Origin of the sequence: Flavobacterium sp. (assembly GCF_039916025.1) — a bacterium.
GTDB lineage: Bacteria > Bacteroidota > Bacteroidia > Flavobacteriales > Flavobacteriaceae > Flavobacterium.
The window spans coordinates 1-23,846 of sequence record NZ_JBDSMB010000064.1; the positions used below are offsets into that span (position 1 = coordinate 1).

Genomic DNA, 23,846 nt, shown 5'->3' on the forward strand with positions numbered 1-23,846 from the left:
TGCTTATCTATAAACTGGAAGCGTTCAACTTATTCAGAAGCATGTTGGATGGTGTGAATAAAGAAGTGATTTCATTCTTGTTCAAAGGCGATTTGCCACAGCAAAACAACAGCATTCAGGAAGCGCGCCAGGTACGTGAAAAACAAAATTATACCGAAAGCAAAGACGAAATCCAAAGCAGCGAAAGTTCAAACCGCGAAGCTGGACAAGCTGCTTCTCAGCGTCCACAGGTAACTGAAACTATTGTTCGTGACCAGCCGAAAATCAACCGTAATGACAACGTTACAATCAAACATGTGATGAGCGGCAAAACGGAAGCCATGAAATACAAAAAAGCCGAAAGCATGATTGCTTCAGGTGAATGGGTTATCGTTCACGAATAAATTTTAAATATTTTTTTTTAAAATACAATCCTCAATGGTTCAAACTGTTGGGGTTTTTTTTATGAATTATATCAAATGCAGGTTTTATGACTTTTTTTTATTTTAACTAGATTAATTAATAGTTTTTTTTGCATTTTTACACTATATTATCAAACAATTTGACAATTGTTTAAGGTTTAAATTTTGCTAAAATTTATTAATTATTTTATTATTACTCTCAAATACTATGTTAATACCGCAAAAACATAAAAATGAAACAGAAAGACTAAAACTCTTGGAATCTTATTCCATTTTAGATACACTTCCAGAAACAGATTTTGATAATATAACTGCAATTGCATCACAAATATGCAATATTCCTATTTCACTTATTACGTTACTAGATAGTGATAGACAATGGTTTAAATCGCATCATGGTCTTGAGGTTACAGAAACGCCTCGAGAACACGCATTTTGTGCTCACGCTATACATGATACAGATACTGTGTTTATAATTGAAGATGCCCGAAATGATGAACGTTTTCATGACAATCCATTGGTAACGGGTTACCCTAATGTGATTTTTTATGCTGGCGTACCTTTGACAAACAATGCCGGTTTACCGCTTGGTACTTTGTGTGTTATTGATAACAAACCAAATGTTTTGAATGAAGCCCAGCTAAAAGCATTAAAATCATTGGCTAATCAGGTGATGAATTTATTGGAACTTCGAAGAAACAAAATCTATTTAGAACAAGCCATGTTGGAACTAGAATTAAGAAATCAAGAGTTGGAAAAATTCGCCTATGTAGCCGCACATGATTTGAAATCGCCGTTAAATAATATTTCGGCACTTACTAATTTATTAAAAGAAAATTATACTAAAGAGATTGATACTGAAGGCATCAACATCGTTGGATTAATACAAAGCTCCTCAAATCAACTTCGAGGTCTTATTGATGGATTATTGGACAATTATAAATTAACCAATATAATTCATAGCAGAAAGACAGAAATTAATTTAGAAAAATTAAAAGGTGACCTTGACATTCTTTTTTCTTTTGAAAGTAATTGTGTCATCAGGGTCAACTCCTATTTAGAACATATTTATGCCAATAAAACTGCCATTGACCAAATCTTGATTAATTTGGTTTCAAATGCAATTAAATACAATAACAAATATATTACTGAGATTGAATTAAAAGTAAGAGCAACTGATGACTTGCAATATGAAATTATTGTAGTGGATAATGGCCCCGGAATTGCTGAAGAACACCATGATAAAATATTTCAAATCTTTGAAACCTTATCAGATAAAGACCAATTTGGTAATCAAGGAAATGGGATTGGGTTAGCAACAGTAAAAAAAATAGTAGAAAATTTAGGTGGCAAAATTCATGTAGAGTCTGAGTTAGGAAAAGGCTCCAGTTTTGTATTTACCATTAACATATAACGTAACTGCTCATAAATACAATCCTCAACGGTTCAAACTGTTGGGGATTTTTTTATATTTGAACCTATATTAAAATGAAAATGAAAAATCAAATAACATTGTTCTTCCTTTTTCTCAGTATTGCTGCATTCTCTCAATCAACAGAAAGTTTGAAAGTGGCGACCGCGAAACTCTACGAAGCTAACTATCTGATGGACTTTGATGTCCTTGTATATCTGGCCTACCCAAAACTTACTGAATCTAAGACAGAAAAAGATACTACTTTAGATGAGTTGGATTTAGCCTATCAAAATGGAGACTACCGAATGCGGTTGCAATTGGAAAAAGTTTCGTTTCAATTTGGAACTATAAAAAAATTAGATGCAAAATCATTTTGTATCATTACGTTCAGAAACCCGATACGCTACTTTTTTGAAACAAAATTAACAGATAAAACTGTTGCCGAAACAAAAGCTTGGTTACAAGAAATTAACCATACCAAAGATGTTATTTTTGAACCTGGCCGAAATAGTTTTAATGTAAAAAAAACGACAACTTATGTAGCTGTGATGGATGATAACACCAACAAAGAATGGAAGTTTTTTAACTTTGATATTTCCACACAACAACAACTTTTTAAAATTTTATTTCCTAAAAACATCCAAAAAGCTTTGGGTTTATAAAAAAAATATTTGTTATCTTTACTCCTAACATTACTAAACTAATCAAAATATTTATACCATGGCAAAATCACAAGACGCAAAAAAAACCGAAAAAAAGGAACCTTTGAAAACGGCAAAAGAAAAGAAAGCTGAAAAACGCGATAAAAAAAATACTCCTAAACGAGATTAGTTTTTTAACCACAAAGCTCACAAAGATATTATTCCTTGTGAGCTTTGTGCCTTCTTAGTGAACTTAGTGGTTAAAGTTCATCCGGAAATATCTTGCCTGGATTGAGAATATTATTGTGGTCAAAAACACGCTTTATGCTTTCCATTAACTCCAAATGGGCTTTGGAAAAAGCAATATCCATATAGTTTTTTTGTACATAACCAATTCCGTGTTCACCGGAAATTGTTCCTTTTAATGAAACTGTCAGTTCAAATATTTTACGAATTCCAAGTGGCACTTGCGTTTCCCAATTATCATCCGTCATATCGCCTTTAATGATGTTTACATGCAGATTTCCATCACCGGCGTGACCATAACAAACAGATTTGAAACCATACTTCTCGCCTATTTTCTTGATTCCTGATAATAATTCAGGTAACATATATCTTGGCACAACGGTATCTTCTTCTTTATAAATTGAATTCGATTTTACTGCTTCAGCTACTGAACGCCGCATTTTCCACAAAGCGGCTTTTTGGTCTTCTGTATCAGCAAACAAAACTTCATCAATATCAAATTGTTCAACTACATTCATGATTTTTTCGGCTTCCAACATCAAAATTTCAGGGTAATTTCCATCTACTTCTATCAATAAATGTGCTTGGTGTTCGGGTTTCACATCAACACTAATGCCTTCTACCAATCGCAATGTCCAGTCAATCGCTTCGCGCTCCATAAACTCTAAAGCGCTTGGAACAATTCCGGCACGGAAAATAGCAGAAACGGCTTCACAGGCTTGGGCTGCATCAAAGAATGGAACCAACATTAGCACATTGTGATTGTTTTTTGGCAACAATTTCAAAACGGCTTTTGTAATAACTCCCAAAGTTCCTTCGCTGCCAACCATCAATTGTGTCAGATTGTAGCCTGTAGAATTTTTTAAGGTATTTGCTCCTGTCCAGATTATTTCACCATTTGGCAACACTACTTCTAAATTGAGTACATAATCTTTGGTTACTCCGTATTTCACTGCTCTTGCGCCACCGGCATTTTCGGCGATGTTACCACCAATCCAGCAACTTCCCATACTGCTTGGATCCACAGGATAGAATAATCCTTTTTCGGCTACGATTTCACGCAAAACCTGATTGATTACTGCTGGTTCAACAGTAACCTGTAGATTTTGCTCGTCAATTTCCAGAATTTTATCAAGACGTTCCATCGATAAACCAATGCCTTCATAAATTGACAAAGCACCACCACTCAAACCAGTTCTGGCTCCAATTGGCGTCGTTGGAATTTTATATTCGTTGGCGACTTTTAATATGGCTGAAATTTCCTGAGCGTTGGCTGGTTTTACAACTACGTTTGGCGGAAAAACATAATCTTCCGTTTCGTCATGACCATAATGATTTCGGGTTTCTTCGTCAGTGAATATAAAAGATTCACCAACTATATTGGATAATTTTTGAAGTATTTCGGGAGATAATGACATTTGTTCTAATTTGAAAGTAAAAGTAACAATAACAAAAGAAAAAGACAAATCCTTTTAGCCCCGATTGGAGTGAAAATCATCTTTGACAAAGTTTAGAACTTTGTCAAAGATATTGTAACGGAAAGCGGGAAAATGGACGACTGATAAGCCAAAACATTTGCTCCTATTTCTTTTTCAAATTGGGAAGAAAAAAACAAATAATACCTATCAAAGGTAGATAGGAACAAACATGATACACGTATTGTATGGAAGTATAATCCGCAAGTTTACCCAGCAAAGCCGAACCTAAAGCGCCCATTCCGAAAGCAAAACCATAGAACAATCCGGAAACCATTCCGAGTTTTTTTGGCACTAATTCCTGTGCGTAAACCAATATAGCCGGAAACGCTGATGACATTATTACACCAATAGTTATCATTAAAACATCTGTCCAAAACAAGTTTACATAAGGCAGCAATAACGCAAATGGAGTTGCTCCAAAAACTGAAAGCCAAATTACATGCTTTCTTCCAATTTTATCGCCTAATGGTCCGCCAAGTATGGTTCCGAGTGCGTAAGCAATCAGGTAAATAAACATGTGAAACTGCGCTTGCTTTATAGACAAGTGAAACTTATCCATGATGTAAAAAGTATAATACGTTGACAAACATGCGGTGTAAAAAAACTTAGAGAAAATGACAATCAACAATACTGCAATTGCCCATTTCACTTTGCTTTTTGACAAATTATGATAATTTATAAACACCGTTTTTTTATTCTTTTTTATAATCAAATGGTCGCGATACCAAAAAGCAATTTTGCTGATAATTCCCAATGCAATTACGGCAGCAATCACGAACCAAAGAATGTATTTCTGAGAATTTGGCACCACAATTAACGCCACCAAAAGTGGTCCAAGTGCTGTTCCGAAATTCCCGCCAACCTGAAATATAGATTGCGCTAAACCTCGTTTCCCACCTGATGCCATGTTCGAAATTCTGGCCGATTCAGGATGAAAAATGGACGAACCGATTCCGATTAAAACCACAGAAAGCAAAATCCAATAGAAATTATTGGCAAACGACAACGACACAATTCCGGCCATCGAAAATAACATTCCATAAATCTGTGAAAACGGTTTAGGATATTTGTCTGTGTAATAACCAACAAAAGGCTGAAGCAATGATGCTGATAATTGAAAAGCAAAAGTTATTAGTCCAATCTGTGAAAACGAAAGTTGATAATTTTCCTTTAAAATTGGGTAAACTGAAGGAATTATAGCCTGAATTAAATCATTCAGTAAATGGGCAAAACTTATCGAAAACAGTATCGAATAAACTGTTTTATGCAACAATTCTTTATTTTCTCCAGCTGTGTCAATTGTAGCTTCCATTTAAAAAGTGTTTATAATAAAATACCAAAAAGCCAGCGTCAGGAAAGACAACGGAATTCCGATGCCGACCATCATGCTGCTTAATTTTGGTTTCAATCCGTAATTTGAAGCTAAGATTGCTCCTGTAATCATTGGCGCCATGGCCGATTCCATCACAGAAACATCAACTGCTAAACCTTTGCCTCCTAATATAATTTTATAAAGCAAAAAGAAAATCGCAGGTGTAATAATCAATTTAAAAAACAATCCCAGCCGAAGGAATTTCCAATGTTGGCTGCGCCTGTCTATTTTTAATTGCAACCCTACTGCAACCAAAGCCACCGGCGTTACCGTCGCTCCCAGTTTTTGAAAAACAGTTTCAAAATGCTCATTAAAATCAACTTTTAAAACATTCATTACAACCGCAATAACAAAAGCAATAAATGGCGGAAAAAGCAAAATATTTTTAACGATATCACTTGTTTTTGGATCGCCTTTGGAAAATATTCCGGCCGTAATAATTCCGAGAGTTGCCATAACAACAAACGAACCCGGTTGGTCGACAATGATGGCAGTTTTTAAACCTTCTTCTCCATAAAGTGCCTGAATTATTGGAAAACCAACAAAGGAAGTATTTCCCAAACCAGCCGTAATTGTCAGACAACCAATTAATCTGTTTGGCCAGTTCAGCCTTTTTCCAATTATATAGAAAAAGATGAAAGACAATACAAATCCAATCCAGGCAATGCCTAACGGATATAATAAATCAGTAGAAATCGAAACTTTTGGAATATAGTACAAAGCCAGAGCCGGCAAAGCAATATAAATTATAAATTGGTTAAGTGCTAAGTGTCCGTTTTTTGGAAAAGCTGCGACTCGTTGCAATCCCAAACCCATTATCAGACAAAGAAAAACTAATAGAATGTTATCCATTCGAAGTAAAAAATTAGTACTGCAAAGGAACGGCAAAAAAATGGAAAAGGATTATTGGCAAACAATATTTTACTAAATTTACCCAAACGATTTTCCCTTGGACGAAAAGCAAAACAAAAAATCAGCGCTGCATGAAAAAGAAGGCATTCCGCAACCGGAAAGTTTCAGCGCTTCTTCATTGGAGAAAATTTCCAAAAGCAGAAAGCTACAACCGTCAGCAGCTGAATTGATTGCTGGCATTTTAGCGCATGATAAAGTGGCGTTGAGCCGTGGAATTACTTTGGTGGAAAGTACTAGTGTTACTCATTTGGTGAAAGCCAATGAAATAATCAATGGTTGTTTGCCTTATGCTAATAAATCGGTCCGAATTGGAATTACAGGTGTTCCCGGCGTGGGAAAATCAACTTTTATTGAAGCTTTTGGAAAATATCTGACATCGTTGGGCAAAAAAGTGGCAGTCTTAGCCATTGATCCGAGCAGTACTATTTCGCATGGAAGCATTTTGGGTGACAAAACCCGAATGGAAGAATTGGTAAAGGATGAAAACGCGTATATCCGACCATCAGCTTCGGGAGAAACTTTGGGCGGTGTTGCCCGTAAAACCCGCGAAACTATTATCCTTTGCGAAGCAGCAGGTTTTGATACGATTATTATTGAAACCGTTGGCGTTGGACAAAGCGAAACGGCAGTTCATTCGATGGTTGATTTCTTTTTATTGCTAAAAATTTCAGGTGCCGGTGATGAATTACAAGGCATCAAACGCGGTATTATGGAAATGGCAGATGCTGTTGTCATCAATAAAGCCGATGGCGATAATATCAATAAAGCCAAATTGACTAGAACCGAATTCAACCGTGCGCTGCATTTATTTCCTGCGAAAAAATCAGGTTGGATTCCAACTGTCGCGACTTGCAGTTCAATTACTAGAGATGGAATTGATGATGTTTGGGAAACGATTTCCAGTTATTTTGAGTTGGTCAGAGCCAATCATTATTTTGAAGAGAAACGCAAAGAACAAAATCAGTATTGGATGATGGAAACCATAAATGAGCAGTTGAAAAACAATTTCTATAATCACGCAGAAATTATCAAGCTATTGGAAATAAATAAAAAAGCAGTAGCCAATAATGAGATTTCACCTTTTGCTGCTGCTCAGATTTTGTTGAAGAAGTATTTTAAATAACCCTTATTTTCTTGCCAGAAATGATTCTACTTTGTTTGTCAGATATTCTTTTTTAGATAAAAGAATCAGCACTACGCAAAAGATGATTGTCCAGCTAATTCTACATTGAAGTCTGTCATAAACGTTTGCCAGCGAACCCGCTACAATTGCATTTACTAAAACTCCCAATAACAAGGTAATAACGATTAAGTGTGTATGAATGTCAATACTTTCTCTCTTTGATTTTGATGTAAAAATGAAAAACAAAAAGACTGAAGAAAGCACTAAAAGTATGTTATTGATATAATTGATAAAGGTAAAATCCAGTCCTTGATCCCATAAATTTCCATTTTGCCTGGATTGTTTGTATTGATTTAATTCAAAAGGGAAATGCTTTGAAATGGCACCATAAGGCGGACTTGTTGGATCTTTGTACCAAGTTGAGACAAGACCCGAACCAACATCGTTTTGAAATAACTGAATAATTGATGAAAATGTGGCGTTATAGGTAAATAAAGCTAAGTGTTTTGGACTTGTGAAAATGTCGCCAATTATTTTGTTGAAGGATTGTTGTGAACCTTCCCAGCCTCCATTTTTATACAGTGGGCTTTTCGGATCCCAAAGCAGTTCACGGCTTGTGTTTGGAAGCGAATCTTTACACTGACACAAAACATAATTTTCATCTTTACATTTGTCATCTAAAAATGATTTCAGCACACCGCTATCGAGCATTTTACCCATTAAGAAAACATGACTTCCCTGATTCATTTTAAATGTTCTGCCAACAGCATAGTTCACTAAAGAGCCTGTCAAAATAGAAACCGCTATGATAATAGTTGGCAACAAAAAGGACAACTCTTGCTTTGCCTTTGGAATAAATTTAGTTCTGCTGATTATAAAAAGTCCTAAAATTATCAAAACAACAATCAGGTAATTAGAGAAATGTGCGTTTATTGAAAAGATTAAAAACACAGAAAAAATTATTTTTTGATAAACTTTATAATCGCTTTTTAAAGCTAATAAGAACAAAGTACAGATAGCAGTTACTGTGAATATGTCGGGCATAATTTGGCTGGAATACCATCCTAAACCAGTAAAACCGGAGAATAATGCCATGATGACTAGAAACAATCTTTTGGAAATATTTTTATTGACTGCTTTTGTGATATGCCAAAGTACATAGGAAACCATTAGTGATTGCATGAAAACGACCAGCCATAAAGAAAAGCTCAAGCTAAAAAAGCGAATAAACAAACCATACATTATGGTTCTGTGTTCAGGAATGACTAAATCCATTCCGCTAAAAATATACGAACCGGTATCCGAATAAACCAGTGGATATCCGTTGTAAAACGCCGGAATCAGAAGTGTAAAAGCAGCTAACAGGTAGAACAGTATTTTTTTTAACAGCATATACGAAATTATTTTTTGATAAAAGTATTTGAAAATTTAGCCACGAATGCACGAATATTTTTAAAAACTGCTAACTGCGACTGCTAACTGAATACTATTCTCCGTAGCGTTCCATTTCACGGTCGTAGAATTCGCCAGCCAGAGTAATTAAATGTTCCATCTCGCTTTCTAATTCGGTTTCATCTTCGCCTTCTAAATCTTCAATAAACTCCACTTCATCATCTTTTAAGTTGATTATAAAACGAGGGAAATCAAGATGAATGACAAAAATATCGTCTTCCGGTAAATCAGTGTTGTCTGCTAGTAAAAATTTTGGTAATTCCATTTTATATGAATTATGAGTTATGAATTATGAGTTAGGAGTTTTTTTGTCAGATAGTGGAAACGAATATACAAAAATATTGCAGCAGCTGTTAGTCCGCCCAATAATCCAATCCAGACACCAACGGCTTTTAGTGAAGTATATTCTCCGAGATAAAATGAAATCGGAAACCCAACAATCCAATACGCTACGAAAGTGATGTACATTGGTATCTTGACATCCTGCAATCCGCGTAAAGCGCCTAAAACCACAACCTGGATTCCGTCAGAAATCTGAAAGACTGCCGCAACCAAAAGCAATTTGGACGCAATAGTAATCACTTCCTGATTGTCTAACATTTGAGATTGATTTTCCATATTTAAAAACAAATACGGCAAAATTTGATGCAATGCGACAAACATTATGGCAAACAAAATTTCAATAAGAATAGCCAGTAAAAATATGGAGCGCGCCACAATAACCAATTGCTTGTAGTCGTTCAGTCCTTTTTGATTGCTGATTCTGATCATAGAAACCACGCTCAAACCCATTGCAAACATAAAAGTCATTGAAGCCAAGCTCAATGCGATTTGATTGGCAGCCTGACTTGTTTTTCCAATGTTGCCACAAAGCCAGATTCCGGCAGTGAAAAGCACTACTTCAAAAAGCATTTGCATTGCTGATGGCAAACCAAGATTGACAATTTTTCTAATCATATCTTTCTTGATTTCATCAAAACTGAAATCGTGAAAGTATTGTTTTAGTTTCTCTTTACGCGATAAAATCATGTGCATAAAAACGACCATTGCAATCCTCGATAGCACTGTTCCTAAACCAGCGCCAAGAATTCCCATTTTTGGAAAAATCCAAACACCATAAATCAAGCAATAGTTAATGAATACGTGTAAAACATTCGCCATGACAATCGCATACATCGAAACTTTTGTCATCGACAAACCATCAGCAAACTGTTTGTATCCCTGATAAATGATAAGCGGCACTAACGAAAAAGCAACCCAGTCAACATAAGGTTTTGCAAGTGTGATTACTTCTTTTGGCTGATGCAACAATTCCATAAATGGCTTTGCCAAAACCACTAATCCAAAAAGTGAAAATCCTAAAATGATGCACAAAAACAAACCGTGATGAAAAGCTGAACGGATTTTGAAAGTATCATTTTCTGCATCAGCTTCGGCAACAATTGGAGTAATCGCGGTTGAAAACCCAAGACCAAGTGACATGGCTGCGAAAATCATACTGTTTCCCAAAGAAACGGCGGCTAACTCAGTGCTACCTAATTTTCCAACCATAATATTATCTACAATACCGATTAAAGTATGGCCGAGCATCCCGATGATGACAGGATATGCCAGTTGCAGGTTGGTTTTAAATTCTTTTGTATATACAGAGAGATTCATTTTTGCATTTTTCAGCTGCAAAGATAGCCGATTCAATGGCAATGGCAATGACAAAATTCATTGGCAATATCAATTAAAAAAACTGACAATTGATATTGAAATTGATATCGATTTTTGAATCATCCTTTCAATTGTTCTTTGTATTGTTCAATATTGGCTTTTACTTTTGGGTCTAAATCGGGTTCTTTAATATCGGTAAGTTTTTGCATTTCTTCCCAAATAATTTTGGCTACAATAACACGTGCCATTTGTTTATCATCGGCCGGAATTACAAACCAGGGCGCGTGTTCCTTAGACGTTTTGTTGATTGCTGCTTCGTAGCATCTGATATAATCATCCCAAAGCTCGCGTTCTTTTAAATCGCCAGTCGAAAACTTCCAGTTGTCTTCGGGATTTTCTAATCGTTTTAGCAATCTTTTGCGTTGTTCTTCTTTACTCATGTGCAAATAAAACTTCAGAACGACAGTTCCATTTTGGGTTATATGTTTTTCGAAATTATTGATTTGCTCCATTCTGTTTTCCCAGAATTTTGGCGTAATGTCTTCTACTTTTTCAATGCCCGGAATATTTTCAAACATGATATATTCGGGGTGCACACGTGTTACCAATACATTTTCATAGTGCGTTCTGTTGAACACAGCAAACTTTCCTTTTTCAGGCAAAGCCAAATAATGACGCCACAAATAATCGTGCTCTAGTTCGGCAGAATTAGGTGTTTTAAAACTATGAACTACCACACCACGTGAATTGAATTCCTTAAAAACTTCCCGAATCAAACTGTCTTTTCCGCTGGTATCCATGCCTTGTAAACAAATCAAAACACTATAACGATTGTGGGCATACATCATATCCTGTCGTTTGCTGAGCTTTTTTTGGATTTTTATTAATTCCGCTTCTTTTTCATCATCATCAATATCAATATTTAACTCAGTAGGAGTTTTTGACAATTCTATTTTATCTGTAACTCTAAAATCTTCGGGATTAATGCTTTTCATCATTCAAGTGTTTATATTTGTAAAACTATGGAAAAATTTCAACTTTCGCTACTCTTCAAAATCGTCGGAATTGGTTCTGCTTCTGGATTGCTTTACCATAATAATTTGCTTTATATTATTTCTGACGACAGTAATTATCTCTATGAATACAATATTGAAGCAGAAAAATTAAACAAAATTGCTCTGACAGACAATGCTCAGGAAAACATTGCCAAAAAAGACAAACCCGATTTTGAGGCGATTACCTATGACAAAGATAAGATTGTGTTACTTGGTTCTGGTTCAACAAAAAAGCGCAATCTTTCGTTTTTATATGATTGTGAAACTGACACAGTAATACAAAACGATATCACCGATCTCTATAAAAAAATTAAGCACCAACTCAATTTTACTGACGATGAACTCAATATTGAAGGGTTTATAATAAATAAAAGAAACGTGTTTTTGTTTCAAAGAGGTAACGGAACTGAAAATAAAAATGGAATAATTACCGTTTTTAATAGCCGAATGCAATCAGAAATAGGATTTACAATATTTGATTTGCCAAAGATCAAAAATGTACCAGCTACTTTCACTGATGCTATTTTGGTTGATGATACAGTTTATTTTTTGGCTGCAGCCGAAGATTCTGCTTCAACCTATTTAGATGGTGAAGTTATGGGAAGCATCATTGGAGCCATTGATTTGAAAACGATGAAGCTGACAAGTTCTGTTCAAATAAGTGACAAACATAAATTTGAAGGTTTAACTTTATATAACAAAACAGCCACTCAAATCGAATTTTTGCTTTGTGAAGACACTGATTCTGAAATACAAGAATCAAATATTTATAAATTAGTTCTGAATAAATCCCAGTAAAATTGGCCGTTTAGAAAAAAGTTTTAATTTTTTTTTACTTCGTCCCAACCTTTTTGTAAAATAAGTTCTCTTTAGCTATAAAGACATTCATTGTGATAAACGAAACTCATATATCTGCCTGTAAAAAAATGCAACGTGATGCCCAGCGTCATGTGTATGAGCATATGTCGCCTAAGTTATATCGCACTTGTAAACGGTATTTGAAAAAAGAAGAAGAAATTGAAGAAGTATTGGCAGATGCATTTTATACCATCTTTACCAAAATGGATCAATTAAAAGAAAATGGTGCCTTTGAAGCATGGACAAGAAAAATAACGGTAAATCATTGCTTATATCAATTGAAGCGAAATGTGAATTTTAATCTTTATTTAGAAGACACCAAATTTCATATTCAACCTGAAAGTCCAGAGAAAACACCATTAGAAGAAGAAGATTTATTGAAACTGCTTGAACGGATTCCTGAAGGTTGCAAAACGATTTTTAATCTGTTTGTTATTGAAGGTTATGGTCATAAAGAAATAGCAGTGATGCTCAATATTACGGAAGGCACATCCAAATCACAATTGAATGCCGCCAAAACTAAACTGAAAGATCTAGTAAATCAGTTGTATTATCAAAAAGCAAAATAGTACTGAAATAAATTCAGCATAAATCATGGAAAATAACGAATCTTTGTTTAACGAAATCAAATCAGCGGCTGAAAATGCTGAGACCAAAGACTTCCCCGGAATGGAAAAAGTCTGGAATCGTGTAGAAGAAAAACTCGATAATAAAGAAGATAAAAAAGCAATTTGGCGCTGGAAAAAAATCGCTGTTGCTGCTTCGGTTTTATTAGTAACAACATTAGGATATCAGTTTTTTAAAAATAACAACAATGAGATTAAAACAAATCAGGTAATAACAGCTACCGATTCTATTAAAAAAACAACCCCAACAACAAATGCCATAGTAACGGCAAAGCCAGTAAATCCGGCAATAAAATCAGATGCTGAGCAAATTCTGAAAAGACAAATCACCACTGCACCTGTCGTAGCTATGCACACTACATCAGCTTCTGACGAAAAAGAAACAATTTTTAAAACTGATTCGCTATCAAAATCTAAAGCTTCGATGTACAATTCGGTCTCTATCACTAATGGTGGTTTTTTAAGAGATGATTCTAAGTATGAATATAAAAAAGCAAATACGAAAGATGTTGAAGTGTTTATGGATAAAAGCAATCAGGTTTCTAATGTTCATAAAGAAGAACCTTTGGTCGTGATTGATAACAAAGTAGAAAAGAAAAGTATAAGAGAACTTGAATTCAATGATGTTGATTCCTTAGTAGTTTTAAAAGAACCTTTATATATCATCAATGGTGTTGAATATACAGAAAAAGAAGTTTTTGGCCCCAATCCTACCAGCCCGTATACTCCGCTAAACAAACAGGAAATCGAAACCATTTTCATATTGCAGGATGAAAAAGCGATTGAAATTTATGGTAAAAAAGGTAGTAAAGGTGTTGTCATTATTACCACCAAAAACGGAAAACCTATGACCGTTTCTAAGAAAGCAAAATAATATTTCAACTTTTAGATTTCAAAGCCATGAAAAGTCAAAGACTTAATTCATTAGTAATTATTATGCTCTTTAGTATCATATCATTCGCTCAGACAGATACTATTAAAAGGCATGGATCTCCACAACCGATTTATATAAGACACTTGGATTCAATAGATAAAAAATACCAGGCTTTATATGTTCTTGATGGAAAAATTATTGATGATACCGAGTTTAAAAAAATAAATCCTGAAACTATTGAATCAGTAACTATCTTAAAAGATTCCCTTTCAAAAACTCTTTTTAATGGTCAAGCCAGAAATGGAATTATTTTAATCAAAAGTAAAAAACTCTCAAAAAAAGAACTTAGAAAAATGAAAAAGAAAAAAACGTAATGAAGTTGGGTGTTGATGATGAAGAAACCCTGTTCGATTGCACACGGACAGGGTTTCTGATTAATATTAAAAATGAAGGCTTACCAAGGTTCCTTTTTGCGGCTGGCTTTGTATCGTAATATAGGCATTGATCTTTTCCGCCAAATTCTGTATCAATTGCATTCCTATTCCCATACCAATTTCGTTATTCGTCCCTCTATTTGAAATGTATTGATGATTTAAAATAGAATTTATCATAGTTTCCGACATCCCAACTCCATTATCAGAAACGGTTAAAACATTGTTGTCAAAACCTATATTTATTTCCCCATTTTGTGGTGTAAATTTAATCGAATTAGTAATCATGTTTCGGGCAATAATTGTTACAATTTCCGAATCAGATTTCAATTTTGCTTTATCAAACGAAGTCTTTACGATGATATTTTTAGCCTCATAATCATTTCTGTAAATATTCAAAATTTCCTGAATATTATTCTCTATATCAATATTAACCTTACTTATCGTAATAGCATTAAAATTGGCTCTTGACCAATTTAAAGTTGTATCAAGCATGTCTAAAACGCTGGCAGTCTGCTTGTTTATCCTTTCAGCAAAAATGTTGAAATCATCCTGAGATAAATCATAGTCCAGAGCCATTGAAGAAATTTCTCTTAAGTTAATGAGAGGTGCTCTCAGATCGTGACCTAATACCGATAACATTCGGTCATTATTACTATTGATATTCTTTAGTTTCTCCTGCAGTGTAATTTCTTTATCTAAATCAACGAAAGAAACAACGTGAAGTTTATCAATTACAGAAGCCTTTATCTGATACCATTTTTTCATTCCGTTTTTGCAGGTAACCAGGGATTTCTTTCTGACGAACACTTTTCCTTCCTGTTTCGAATTTCCTTCTTCTTCTTCGTCCCAGGCACGAATTACTCCATCCCTGTAAGTATGGTCTGGATAAGCATAATTGTACCATGCCTCAATAGTGGGAATTTCTTCTAGTGTATATCCGATTTCCTCGGAAAATTTTTCGTTTAAAAAGGTGTTGTAATGAATACCATTAATTACCTCCGCAATAATAAATGGATAAGGTAAAAAATCAGCTACTTTATGAAGCTCAAATCTGGAGATCTGTAATTCATTCTTATTTTCTGTTGTCATACGATTTGGGATTATATGAATGCACAAGATAAGAATTACTTTTCTATTTCCTTAAGGCTTTCCATTTTTTTGTGCGCTAAGAAACCTTTGATATCTTCAAAATGTTCTTTGACACGTTTGTTCCCAAATTCGAAAACTTTAGTCGCTAATCCGTCAAGGAAATCCCTGTCGTGAGAAACTAAAATTAGCGTTCCGTCAAAGTCTTTTAAAGCTTCTTTAATAATGTCTTTTGTCTTCATGTCCAAATGGTTAGAAGGCTCATCCAGAATCAATAAGTTGACTGGTTCCAACAATAATTTTATCATGGCCAGGCGCGTTTTTTCTCCGCCAGAAAGTACTTTTACTTTCTTTTGAATATCATCTCCATGAAACATAAATGCTCCCAAAATGTTTTTGATTTGTGTACGAACATCACCAACGGCAATATTGTCAATCGTTTCAAAAATGGTTGCATTTCCGTCTAATAAAGACGCTTGGTTTTGGGCAAAATAACCAATTTGGGAATTGTGTCCAACCTCAACGTTTCCGCTGTTGATTTCGATTTCTTTCATGATGGCTTTAATCATCGTCGATTTTCCTTCTCCGTTTTTACCAACGAAAGCAACCTTTTGACCACGCTCAATTACCATATTGGTATCTTTAAAAATCAAATGATTTCCATAGGATTTCTCCAAATCACGAACAATAACAGGATATTGCCCGGAACGAACTGATGGCGGGAATTTCAACTTCAAAGCCGAATTATCGATTTCATCAACCTCAACAGGAACAATCTTTTCTAACATTCTAACGCGGGATTGAACAGCATCGGTTTTAGAAAAAGTACCACGAAATCTATCAATAAATGCCTGATTATCGGCAATGAATTTTTGTTGCTCATCATACGCTTTTTGCTGATGAACTCTTCTGTCTTTTCGCAATTCCAAATAATGAGAATATTTGGCTTTATAATCGTAGATTCTTCCCATCGTAACTTCTATCGTACGATTGGTAATATTATCTACAAAAGTTCTGTCGTGGGAAATTACCATTACCGCTTTCGCCTGATTAATCAGGAAATCCTCCAACCACTGAATACTATCCATGTCCAGGTGATTTGTCGGCTCATCAAGCAAAATCAAATCGGGTTGTTTTAAAAGGATTTTTGCCAATTCAATACGCATTCTCCAGCCACCTGAAAACTCAGAAGTTGGTCTGTCAAAATCTTCGCGTACAAATCCCAATCCTTTCAACACCTTCTCTACTTCGGCTTCATAATTAACTTCTTCAATTGAATAATATTTCTCACTCAATTCAGAAACGCGCTCAATCAGCTTCATGTATTCATCACTTTCATAATCGGTACGAATCGTCAACTGCTCATTGATTTCTTCAATTTCATCTCTCATTTTGAAAACTTCAGCAAAAGCTTTTGAAGCTTCTTCCATAACCGTACAATTATCTGCGGCAAGCAAATGCTGTGGCAAATAGGCAATCACCGCTTCTTTTGGAGCAGAAATTGCACCTCGTGAAGGTTTGTTTTCTCCGGCTACAATTTTAAGCAAGGTTGATTTTCCCGCGCCATTTTTACCCATAAGGGCAATTTTATCGGTTTCATTGATGGCGAAAGTAACGTCGCTAAAAAGTGTGGTGCCGCCAAATTCAACGGCTATGTCATTAACAGTAATCATATTTGTGGATTCGGTTATTTGGTTATTTTACAACCAAAAAAATTAAAGGTGCAAAGATAGATTAATTTGAAGATTGGGCAATTTGAAAATTTGAAAATGATTGGGAACAAAAGCGTTTTTCTATTTAATTTCAGAAACAATTTAATAACAATAACGTTGTAATTCGTTTATAAAATTTACAAAGCTTTCTTTTAATAAATCAATTGGTTAATTTTAGGGTTCAATTGCAAATCATGCCTTTAATAGATTATAGTTTTTTATCCAAGATTCTGCCAAAAGCCAAGATTAAAAAAGGTTTTAGAAAGGCAAAGAAATCTTATTTAAACCGCGTTCGTTTGGCTACTTCATTGTTCTTTTTCGGAATGGGATTTTGTTTTGCGACTTGGGCAAGCCGAATTCCGGATATCAAATCAATGCTGCAATTAAGTGAAGCCGGATTGGGAACATTACTTTTTGCATTACCTATTGGGCAACTTGTTGGTATGCCGATTTCGGGAAAAATCGTAACCAAATATGGAAGTCGCAACATTTCAATTCTCGGGCTTTTGCTTTATGCTTTTTTCCTTACTTTATTGGGATTGGCAACCGTAAAATGGGAATTAGCGATTGGTTTATTCTTGTTTGGTTTCTTTGGGAATTTCTGCAACATCGCTGTCAATACACAAGGCGTATATACACAGCAATTATTTGAGAAACCCATTATTGGTTCATTTCATGGTTCATGGAGTTTGGCTGGCTTTTTTGGGGCATTACTAAGTTTATTAATTATTGCATTAGAAATGAGTCCGGTGCAGCATTTTCTGGTTGCTTTTCTTTTAATCGTATTGATTGTAGTATTCAACTATAAATTTATTGTCAAAACCAAAGTAAAACAGCAGCAAGAACAAGCCAGTTATTCATTTTTCAAAAACCCGGATTCGACTTTGATTTGGCTTGGAATTATTTGCTTTTGTTGTATGGCTAGTGAAGGAATTATGTTTGACTGGAGCGGCGTTTACTTCAAAGAAATCGTAAAAGCACCTGGCGCTTTGGTTGTTTTAGGATACACAACTTTTATGATTAGTATGGCTTCCGGACGATTTTTAAGCGATATTCTGGTACACAAATACGGAATCAAAAAAGTATTACTCATTAGTGGAATTGTTATATCAGCTGGATTATATAGTGCTGTTCTGTTTCCTTATTTAATTCCGTGCACGATTGCTTTTATGGTTGTTGGTTTTGGCGTTTCGAATGTTGTTCCGATTATTTTTAACGTTGCCGGAAACAACGAAAAAGTTCCGACAGGAATTGCGCTGACAATTGTCTCGAGTATTAGTTTCTTAGGGTTTTTAATTGGTCCGCCTTTGATTGGCTTTATTGCAGAGATGACGAATTTGAAATATTCATTTGCAATTATTGGCGTTTTTGGAATATTTATTACAGTGTTGGTTAGCAGATTGAAGATATTTAAGTAGCAACAAACGCATCATCTGCATTTTGATTCGGAATGATATAAATTCTTTGCCACTCGTCGCCTTCAATGATTTCCCACGAATGACCTTCACCATGAATATCTTTTGCGACCAAAATGATTCCAGGCTCTAAAATGAATTGCTTTTCATCAGAAGTTGTGAATCTGAGCTTGCCTTTTAAAGTTACCACATATTGAAACCGTGGCGCAGGATGCTGATACTTTTGGTAAGCCGCTATTTTGGTTTCAATAACAAAGCGTTCACTTGCTATACTGAAATATTCGGGTAGCGTTCCTTCTTCAAAATAGGAATTTCCCAAGCTGTCATTCTGAATTCTAAAGGCGCGCATGCTAAATACTCAACCTAAATTCCTCAATCACAGGATGTGCTTTACCAAAATCGATTTCCTGAATGAATAATTCAACAGCTTTTGCCGTTTGAATGCTTGGCAAAACATTTGCCTGATTGTTATTTCTAACGACAACATTGATATCTGATTCTTCCAGTTTTTCCTTTAAGGTAACCGCCAGAATTTCTTCTCCTGAAAATATTTTTATTAAGCCCATTTTAATTAATTACGAATTATAAATTATGAATTATGATTTGTTCTCTTAACTGAATACTGCGACTGCCAACTGAACACTATTCCTCATCGTCCATTTCGAAGAAAACTGGTTCAATCATGATTTTATCAGCCAGCGATTCTACTCTTTCTGTGATTTGTGAGCAAAAGAACAAGCGTTGTGTTTTTTCAATACTGTTTGACAAACGAAGAACAACGGCATCCATTCTGCTTCTGAATAATACTTCTGCATCATCAACAATCAGCAACTTAATCGTATTGCTGTTAAATCCTGCCGAAGCAAACATAGCATTGATTTTATTGGGTGTTCCGATTAAAATATCCAATCCCATGGAAACAACATTCTTATCATAATCGATGTCGCCTTTGTCATGAACGCCCAAAATGCTCAAATCGGTATACGTTCCATACTTTAGAAATAGCTCTTCCATTTCTATAACTTTTTCCTTGTTTTCAACAATGATTAAAGCTCTGGTGCTTTCGTCTAAGGTTTTTTCTAATTTCTGAATTACGTTTAAAACAATTGTGGTTGTTTTTCCTGTTCCACCAGCCGATTGAATAACGGCATCCGCACCACTTTTTATAGTAGAAAACGTTTCCTGTTGCATTTCATTGGCTTCGGTTAAACCGTTTTCAATGAGTGCTTTTTGGAGATTTGGGTTTATTTTTTTTAAGTTCATTTTTTTTATAGTAATTAGTAATGAGTGATGAGTAATTAGCAGTTTTTTTGACTATTCACTAATTACTATTCACTTATTTAGACGCAAACAATGTCACATCGGTTTCTGAAATTTCGCTTCCGCCAAGGATTATCAAACGTTCTACTACATTTCGAAGTTCACGGATGTTTCCCGTCCAATCATATTCCTGCAATAATTTAACGGCTTCTTTTGAAAACGATTTTGGAGAATTTCCCTGTTCCTCAGCAATCTTTGAAGCAAAATGCTCTATCAATAACGGAATATCATCACGTCTGTCATTCAACGACGGAACTTTGATTAAAATCACAGCCAAACGATGGTATAAATCTTCTCTGAATCTTCCTTCAGCGATTTCTTTTTTCAAATCTTTATTGGTTGCAGCAATAACCCGCACGTTGATTTTGATGTCTTTGTCGGCACCAACTCTTTGTATCAAACTTTCTTGCAAAGCACGTAACACTTTGGCTTGCGCCGAAAGACTCATATCGCCAATTTCATCCAGAAAAATCGTTCCGCCATCGGCAGCTTCAAATTTTCCGGCTCTGTCTTTTACAGCAGAAGTAAACGCACCTTTTACGTGTCCGAATAATTCACTTTCTATCAGTTCAGATGGAATCGCAGCACAATTCACTTCAATCATTGGAGCTTCTGCTCTTTCGCTTTTTTCGTGTAATTGATGTGCAACTAATTCCTTTCCTGTTCCGTTTGGTCCCGTAATCAAAACTCTGGCATCGGTTAAAGCAACTTTTTCAATCATCTGGTTGATTTGCTTGATTGGTTCGCTTTCGCCAATGATTTCGTAGTTTTTGGAAACTTTTTTCTTCAGAATTTTATTTTCAACTACCAATTGCTTTTTGTCCAGAGCATTTCGAACCGTATTCAAAAGTCTATTCAAATCAGGTGGCTTCGATATATAATCAAATGCGCCAAGACGCATCGTATTTACAGCAGTTTCCAAATCACCGTGGCCGGAAATCATCACCATCGGAATTTCGGGCTTGATTTTTTTTACAGCCTCAAGCAATTCTTCACCGTTCATTTTTGGCATTTTGATGTCGCAAAGTACCAAATCGTAGTCTTCATTTTTGATTTTTTCAAAACCAGTTTTTCCGTCTTCGGCTTCGTCTAAGATATAAGTGTCGCTTTCTTCAGAAAGTATTTTGATCAATACTCTTCGGATAGATGCTTCGTCTTCAATGATTAATATTTTGGACATTTAGATGATTTTATAAGATTGCAAAGTTAATCATCAAAAGCATTTGAGCATCATATAAAAGTAAGAATCAAATAATTTACTTAAATAAAATTATTACGACATCAGTAACGATTGAAATGTAAAGTCATCACCGGTTTGTTCCTGAGCAACTGGTCGGAATAAAAACCAAAGAAGGAAATCAAATAAATAACCTTCTTGCTTTTGATTGGATTCTATTTCGATTATAATTTTACCATTGTTTGATTTTAAACCATAGCTCAATAATTCTTTTTCATTTTGAAGAAGTACAATTCCCGCCAAAGGATTGTTTCTAACTTTTAACTGAAATTGAATGTTGTTGTATACCACTTTTGTTTTATTGGAAAACCAATTTTCGGGAGTTGCCATTAAAATACAATTTTCTTTAGCATCAAGAATCCGCAATTTATTCTTCCAAAATCCTATTTGCTCAATACTGAATAGCTCACCATTGATATTCAAAAGAGCGGTTCTTTTTAATCTTTTAAAAGAAAGATCTAATTCACCTACTTTCTTTTCACCTACAGAGAAAATATATTTTTTCTCGTTTACCTTTTGCCAATTTCTAGTTGTTTCCATGATTTTTGATTTTTTACGATAAGTACAACTTGAAATCAAATAGTTACAGCTTTGATAACCTACACTTAATGATTTAACAATAATTTTACAATTCCTTTTTATTACCTTTACTTTTTTAAAAACAAAGCAATGTCTACAGCAAAAAAAGATTACAAAAGAATTACCACAAAGTCATTATTTGACATGAAGGCCAATGGCGAAAAAATATCAATGCTTACGGCTTATGATTTTAGTATGGCAAAAATTGTAGATTCTGCAGGTGTTGATGTAATTTTGGTAGGTGATTCTGCCAGTAATGTTATGGCGGGACACGAAACAACATTGCCAATTACGTTAGATCAAATGATTTACCATGCTTCGGGCGTTGTCCGCGCTGTTGAACGTGCCTTGGTTGTGGTTGATTTACCTTTCGGAAGTTACCAATCTGACCCAAAAGAAGCGCTGCGTTCTTCCATCAGAATTATGAAAGAAAGCGGCGGACATGCGGTGAAAATGGAAGGTGGTGGTGAAATTAAAGAAAGCATCAAACGTATTCTGAATGCCGGAATTCCGGTAATGGGACATTTGGGTTTGACTCCACAATCTATATACAAATTCGGAACTTATACTGTTCGCGCCAAAGAAGAAGCGGAAGCGGAACAACTAATTGAAGATGCTAAATTGTTGGAGAAATTAGGATGCTTCGCTTTGGTTTTGGAAAAAATTCCAGCCAGTTTAGCAGAGAAAGTAGCCAAAACAATTTCTATTCCTGTAATCGGAATTGGTGCTGGTGGTGGCGTTGACGGACAGGTTTTGGTTATTCACGATATGCTTGGAATGAATAATGAATTCAGCCCAAGATTTTTGCGGCGTTATTTAGACTTATACGAACAAATGACAAAGGCAATCGGGAATTATGTTACTGATGTGAAATCAAAAGACTTCCCGAATAAAAACGAACAATATTAAGCTCCATTTGATGCGAAAAAGTATTGTTATATTTCTCATTCTGGTTTTGGTTTCATGCCAAAAAAAAGAAACAGAACCTGTTGCAAAGCCTGCTGAAGATTTCTTAGAAACAGCTGATTTATATTCGAAAGTCTATTACATTTCTCCAGAATTAAATACCGAAGATTGCACTACTTATAGCGATGGTTGTGACTGTTGTGATGGCAAAATTTTATTCTTAAAAAACGGAACTTTCATTAGTAACTTTTACTGTATTCCCGACGAAAGCTATAATACTGGTACTTTCAAAATTGAAAACAAAAAACTCATTTTAGATTACAGTTACAAAGAAGCAGTCTATGGTCCTTCGAAAGAAGATTATTCAGATGAAGAAGAAAGCATTTTAAGATTAGATAGTGTGAATTGTAGAAAAGTAAGTTTGGAAATTATCCGTTGCAAAAATCATTATGTTTTCAAAAGTGAAACTGATTATTATGGAGAAGATAAAAAAACTTCATTTCAATTGGCAATAAACCAATACAAAAGAGATGGCGTATGGGAATTGTTAGATATTAAAGAATAATTATGTCAAAAACATCTAAAACATACCGCAAAGGCGCCATTGGAGCTTTAACAGATGAATATGAAAAAGCGTTAGACGAGTTAAAAATTGTTTTACTGGCTATCGACGATTCCCAATTTATTAAAATCAATGACAGCAATGTGGATGAGGATTTTCAGTCGGTTAGGAATATTGTTTTGCATATGGTTCGCTCAGGTTATGCGTATGCTAATTATATCCGAAAAAGTTTTAATGAAGAACGCGTCATTCCTGAAATTAAATTCCAAACCGTAAAAGATGCTATTTATAATCTCGACAAAATGTTTGGCTACACGATTGAAACTTTTGAAAACAAATGGCTGATGACCGATGACGAAATGATGGCAACCATTATCAAAACATCGTGGACGACTTATGACCTTGAAGCCATTATCGAACATGCCATTGTTCATATTTTACGACACCGTTTACAAATCCAAAAAGCCATCGCTAAATTTTAAGT

General features: G+C 34.9%; 25 protein-coding genes and 1 pseudogene. 12 read left to right on the forward strand and 14 right to left on the reverse strand.

Annotation, left to right across the window (positions count from 1 at the left end; all coding sequences use genetic code 11):
* From secA to ABIQ27_RS03635, 3 genes and pseudogenes are all read left to right on the forward strand, one after another.
* Positions 1-383, forward strand: a pseudogene (gene secA / locus ABIQ27_RS03625) (preprotein translocase subunit SecA); the annotation flags it as partial.
* A 226-nt stretch (positions 384-609) separates the two neighbouring features.
* A complete protein-coding gene (locus tag ABIQ27_RS03630) occupies positions 610-1,815 on the forward strand; it encodes an ATP-binding protein (RefSeq protein WP_348032142.1) in 1,206 nt (401 codons plus the stop codon).
* Positions 1,816-1,895: 80 nt separating this feature from the next.
* Positions 1,896-2,477, forward strand: a complete 582-nt coding sequence (locus ABIQ27_RS03635) for a hypothetical protein (protein WP_348032143.1) — start codon at positions 1,896-1,898, stop codon at positions 2,475-2,477.
* Between the two features lie 239 nt (positions 2,478-2,716).
* On the opposite strand, the gene ABIQ27_RS03640 is transcribed toward ABIQ27_RS03635, so the two are convergent.
* The 3 genes from ABIQ27_RS03640 to ABIQ27_RS03650 all read right to left on the reverse strand — a co-directional run bounded on the left by ABIQ27_RS03640 (position 2,717) and on the right by ABIQ27_RS03650 (position 6,404).
* The gene (locus ABIQ27_RS03640) at positions 2,717-4,120 is read right to left on the reverse strand and encodes an FAD-linked oxidase C-terminal domain-containing protein (protein ID WP_348032145.1); all 1,404 of its coding nucleotides are present in this window, start codon (positions 4,118-4,120) and stop codon (positions 2,717-2,719) included.
* 163 nt (positions 4,121-4,283) lie between these two features.
* Positions 4,284-5,492, reverse strand: a complete 1,209-nt coding sequence (locus ABIQ27_RS03645) for an MFS transporter (protein WP_348032147.1) — start codon at positions 5,490-5,492, stop codon at positions 4,284-4,286.
* The gene (locus ABIQ27_RS03650) at positions 5,493-6,404 is read right to left on the reverse strand and encodes an AEC family transporter (RefSeq protein WP_348032149.1); all 912 of its coding nucleotides are present in this window, start codon (positions 6,402-6,404) and stop codon (positions 5,493-5,495) included.
* A gap of 97 nt (positions 6,405-6,501) precedes the next feature.
* Here ABIQ27_RS03650 and meaB point away from each other — a divergent pair, with 97 nt between their 5' ends.
* Complete coding sequence (gene meaB / locus ABIQ27_RS03655) at positions 6,502-7,587, forward strand: methylmalonyl Co-A mutase-associated GTPase MeaB (protein ID WP_348032151.1); 1,086 nt, start codon at positions 6,502-6,504, stop codon at positions 7,585-7,587.
* 3 nt (positions 7,588-7,590) lie between these two features.
* On the opposite strand, the gene ABIQ27_RS03660 is transcribed toward meaB, so the two are convergent.
* From ABIQ27_RS03660 to ABIQ27_RS03675, 4 genes are all read right to left on the reverse strand, one after another.
* Positions 7,591-8,979, reverse strand: a complete 1,389-nt coding sequence (locus ABIQ27_RS03660) for a hypothetical protein (protein ID WP_348032153.1) — start codon at positions 8,977-8,979, stop codon at positions 7,591-7,593.
* A gap of 94 nt (positions 8,980-9,073) precedes the next feature.
* A complete protein-coding gene (locus tag ABIQ27_RS03665) occupies positions 9,074-9,304 on the reverse strand; it encodes a hypothetical protein (protein ID WP_348032155.1) in 231 nt (76 codons plus the stop codon).
* A gap of 17 nt (positions 9,305-9,321) precedes the next feature.
* Positions 9,322-10,698 carry an MATE family efflux transporter gene (locus ABIQ27_RS03670; RefSeq protein WP_348032157.1) on the reverse strand — a complete coding sequence of 459 codons (1,377 nt, stop codon included), beginning with the start codon at positions 10,696-10,698 and terminating at the stop codon, positions 9,322-9,324.
* A gap of 119 nt (positions 10,699-10,817) precedes the next feature.
* The gene (locus ABIQ27_RS03675; protein WP_348032204.1) at positions 10,818-11,693 is read right to left on the reverse strand and encodes a PPK2 family polyphosphate kinase; all 876 of its coding nucleotides are present in this window, start codon (positions 11,691-11,693) and stop codon (positions 10,818-10,820) included.
* 27 nt (positions 11,694-11,720) lie between these two features.
* On the opposite strand from ABIQ27_RS03675, the gene ABIQ27_RS03680 reads away from it, so the two are divergent.
* The 4 genes from ABIQ27_RS03680 (at position 11,721) to ABIQ27_RS03695 (ending at position 14,485) form a co-directional block, all read left to right on the forward strand.
* Positions 11,721-12,551, forward strand: a complete 831-nt coding sequence (locus ABIQ27_RS03680; protein WP_348032159.1) for a hypothetical protein — start codon at positions 11,721-11,723, stop codon at positions 12,549-12,551.
* A gap of 128 nt (positions 12,552-12,679) precedes the next feature.
* A complete protein-coding gene (locus ABIQ27_RS03685) occupies positions 12,680-13,180 on the forward strand; it encodes a sigma-70 family RNA polymerase sigma factor (RefSeq protein WP_348032205.1) in 501 nt (166 codons plus the stop codon).
* Positions 13,181-13,205: 25 nt separating this feature from the next.
* Positions 13,206-14,111 carry a hypothetical protein gene (locus ABIQ27_RS03690; protein ID WP_348032161.1) on the forward strand — a complete coding sequence of 302 codons (906 nt, stop codon included), beginning with the start codon at positions 13,206-13,208 and terminating at the stop codon, positions 14,109-14,111.
* A gap of 26 nt (positions 14,112-14,137) precedes the next feature.
* On the forward strand, positions 14,138-14,485 hold the full coding sequence (locus ABIQ27_RS03695; RefSeq protein ID WP_348032162.1) for a TonB-dependent receptor plug domain-containing protein: 348 nt from the start codon (positions 14,138-14,140) through the stop codon (positions 14,483-14,485).
* 66 nt (positions 14,486-14,551) lie between these two features.
* On the opposite strand, the gene ABIQ27_RS03700 is transcribed toward ABIQ27_RS03695, so the two are convergent.
* Together ABIQ27_RS03700 and ABIQ27_RS03705 are read right to left on the reverse strand one after the other, a co-directional pair.
* Complete coding sequence (locus ABIQ27_RS03700; protein WP_348032164.1) at positions 14,552-15,634, reverse strand: PAS domain-containing sensor histidine kinase; 1,083 nt, start codon at positions 15,632-15,634, stop codon at positions 14,552-14,554.
* A gap of 35 nt (positions 15,635-15,669) precedes the next feature.
* A complete protein-coding gene (locus ABIQ27_RS03705) occupies positions 15,670-17,304 on the reverse strand; it encodes an ABC-F family ATP-binding cassette domain-containing protein (RefSeq protein WP_348032166.1) in 1,635 nt (544 codons plus the stop codon).
* Between the two features lie 233 nt (positions 17,305-17,537).
* On the opposite strand from ABIQ27_RS03705, the gene ABIQ27_RS03710 reads away from it, so the two are divergent.
* Positions 17,538-18,761 carry an MFS transporter gene (locus tag ABIQ27_RS03710; protein WP_348032168.1) on the forward strand — a complete coding sequence of 408 codons (1,224 nt, stop codon included), beginning with the start codon at positions 17,538-17,540 and terminating at the stop codon, positions 18,759-18,761.
* On the opposite strand, the gene ABIQ27_RS03715 is transcribed toward ABIQ27_RS03710, so the two are convergent.
* From ABIQ27_RS03715 to ABIQ27_RS03735, 5 genes are all read right to left on the reverse strand, one after another.
* Positions 18,754-19,107, reverse strand: a complete 354-nt coding sequence (locus ABIQ27_RS03715; RefSeq protein WP_348032170.1) for a hypothetical protein — start codon at positions 19,105-19,107, stop codon at positions 18,754-18,756. The genes ABIQ27_RS03710 and ABIQ27_RS03715 overlap by 8 nt on opposite strands.
* A 1-nt stretch (position 19,108) precedes the next feature.
* Entirely contained in the window at positions 19,109-19,324 is a 216-nt protein-coding gene (locus ABIQ27_RS03720; protein ID WP_348032172.1) for a DUF2007 domain-containing protein, read from the reverse strand.
* Positions 19,325-19,400: 76 nt separating this feature from the next.
* On the reverse strand, positions 19,401-20,021 hold the full coding sequence (locus tag ABIQ27_RS03725) for a DEAD/DEAH box helicase (protein WP_348032174.1): 621 nt from the start codon (positions 20,019-20,021) through the stop codon (positions 19,401-19,403).
* Between the two features lie 73 nt (positions 20,022-20,094).
* A complete protein-coding gene (locus ABIQ27_RS03730; RefSeq protein WP_348032176.1) occupies positions 20,095-21,258 on the reverse strand; it encodes a sigma-54 dependent transcriptional regulator in 1,164 nt (387 codons plus the stop codon).
* A gap of 93 nt (positions 21,259-21,351) precedes the next feature.
* Positions 21,352-21,855 (reverse strand): hypothetical protein, encoded by a 504-nt coding sequence (locus ABIQ27_RS03735; protein ID WP_348032178.1) that lies wholly within the window; start codon positions 21,853-21,855, stop codon positions 21,352-21,354.
* A gap of 129 nt (positions 21,856-21,984) precedes the next feature.
* On the opposite strand from ABIQ27_RS03735, the gene panB reads away from it, so the two are divergent.
* From panB to ABIQ27_RS03750, 3 genes are read left to right on the forward strand one after another with little or no spacing between them, the layout of a single operon-like run.
* Positions 21,985-22,803 (forward strand): 3-methyl-2-oxobutanoate hydroxymethyltransferase, encoded by an 819-nt coding sequence (gene panB, locus ABIQ27_RS03740; protein ID WP_348032179.1) that lies wholly within the window; start codon positions 21,985-21,987, stop codon positions 22,801-22,803.
* 10 nt (positions 22,804-22,813) lie between these two features.
* On the forward strand, positions 22,814-23,365 hold the full coding sequence (locus ABIQ27_RS03745) for a hypothetical protein (protein ID WP_348032181.1): 552 nt from the start codon (positions 22,814-22,816) through the stop codon (positions 23,363-23,365).
* Between the two features lie 2 nt (positions 23,366-23,367).
* Positions 23,368-23,844 carry a DinB family protein gene (locus ABIQ27_RS03750; protein WP_348032183.1) on the forward strand — a complete coding sequence of 159 codons (477 nt, stop codon included), beginning with the start codon at positions 23,368-23,370 and terminating at the stop codon, positions 23,842-23,844.
* Positions 23,845-23,846: the final 2 nt, after the last annotated feature.

Excerpts from the sequence above, each read along its gene's own strand:
- ABIQ27_RS03715 (WP_348032170.1), bottom strand. The coding sequence starts at position 19,107 with ATGCGCGCCTTTAGAATTCAGAATGACAGCTTGGGAAATTCCTATTTT.
- panB (WP_348032179.1), top strand. The coding sequence starts at position 21,985 with ATGTCTACAGCAAAAAAAGATTACAAAAGAATTACCACAAAGTCATTA.
- ABIQ27_RS03635 (WP_348032143.1), top strand. The coding sequence starts at position 1,896 with ATGAAAAATCAAATAACATTGTTCTTCCTTTTTCTCAGTATTGCTGCA.
- ABIQ27_RS03685 (WP_348032205.1), top strand. The coding sequence starts at position 12,680 with ATGCAACGTGATGCCCAGCGTCATGTGTATGAGCATATGTCGCCTAAG.
- ABIQ27_RS03630 (WP_348032142.1), top strand. The coding sequence starts at position 610 with ATGTTAATACCGCAAAAACATAAAAATGAAACAGAAAGACTAAAACTC.
- ABIQ27_RS03730 (WP_348032176.1), bottom strand. The coding sequence starts at position 21,258 with ATGTCCAAAATATTAATCATTGAAGACGAAGCATCTATCCGAAGAGTA.
- ABIQ27_RS03695 (WP_348032162.1), top strand. The coding sequence starts at position 14,138 with ATGAAAAGTCAAAGACTTAATTCATTAGTAATTATTATGCTCTTTAGT.
- ABIQ27_RS03725 (WP_348032174.1), bottom strand. The coding sequence starts at position 20,021 with ATGAACTTAAAAAAAATAAACCCAAATCTCCAAAAAGCACTCATTGAA.
- ABIQ27_RS03675 (WP_348032204.1), bottom strand. The coding sequence starts at position 11,693 with ATGAAAAGCATTAATCCCGAAGATTTTAGAGTTACAGATAAAATAGAA.
- ABIQ27_RS03645 (WP_348032147.1), bottom strand. The coding sequence starts at position 5,492 with ATGGAAGCTACAATTGACACAGCTGGAGAAAATAAAGAATTGTTGCAT.
- ABIQ27_RS03650 (WP_348032149.1), bottom strand. The coding sequence starts at position 6,404 with ATGGATAACATTCTATTAGTTTTTCTTTGTCTGATAATGGGTTTGGGA.
- ABIQ27_RS03750 (WP_348032183.1), top strand. The coding sequence starts at position 23,368 with ATGTCAAAAACATCTAAAACATACCGCAAAGGCGCCATTGGAGCTTTA.
- ABIQ27_RS03710 (WP_348032168.1), top strand. The coding sequence starts at position 17,538 with ATGCCTTTAATAGATTATAGTTTTTTATCCAAGATTCTGCCAAAAGCC.
- ABIQ27_RS03690 (WP_348032161.1), top strand. The coding sequence starts at position 13,206 with ATGGAAAATAACGAATCTTTGTTTAACGAAATCAAATCAGCGGCTGAA.
- ABIQ27_RS03705 (WP_348032166.1), bottom strand. The coding sequence starts at position 17,304 with ATGATTACTGTTAATGACATAGCCGTTGAATTTGGCGGCACCACACTT.
- ABIQ27_RS03720 (WP_348032172.1), bottom strand. The coding sequence starts at position 19,324 with ATGGGCTTAATAAAAATATTTTCAGGAGAAGAAATTCTGGCGGTTACC.
- ABIQ27_RS03680 (WP_348032159.1), top strand. The coding sequence starts at position 11,721 with ATGGAAAAATTTCAACTTTCGCTACTCTTCAAAATCGTCGGAATTGGT.
- ABIQ27_RS03745 (WP_348032181.1), top strand. The coding sequence starts at position 22,814 with ATGCGAAAAAGTATTGTTATATTTCTCATTCTGGTTTTGGTTTCATGC.
- ABIQ27_RS03735 (WP_348032178.1), bottom strand. The coding sequence starts at position 21,855 with ATGGAAACAACTAGAAATTGGCAAAAGGTAAACGAGAAAAAATATATT.
- ABIQ27_RS03700 (WP_348032164.1), bottom strand. The coding sequence starts at position 15,634 with ATGACAACAGAAAATAAGAATGAATTACAGATCTCCAGATTTGAGCTT.
- ABIQ27_RS03670 (WP_348032157.1), bottom strand. The coding sequence starts at position 10,698 with ATGAATCTCTCTGTATATACAAAAGAATTTAAAACCAACCTGCAACTG.
- ABIQ27_RS03665 (WP_348032155.1), bottom strand. The coding sequence starts at position 9,304 with ATGGAATTACCAAAATTTTTACTAGCAGACAACACTGATTTACCGGAA.
- ABIQ27_RS03660 (WP_348032153.1), bottom strand. The coding sequence starts at position 8,979 with ATGCTGTTAAAAAAAATACTGTTCTACCTGTTAGCTGCTTTTACACTT.
- ABIQ27_RS03640 (WP_348032145.1), bottom strand. The coding sequence starts at position 4,120 with ATGTCATTATCTCCCGAAATACTTCAAAAATTATCCAATATAGTTGGT.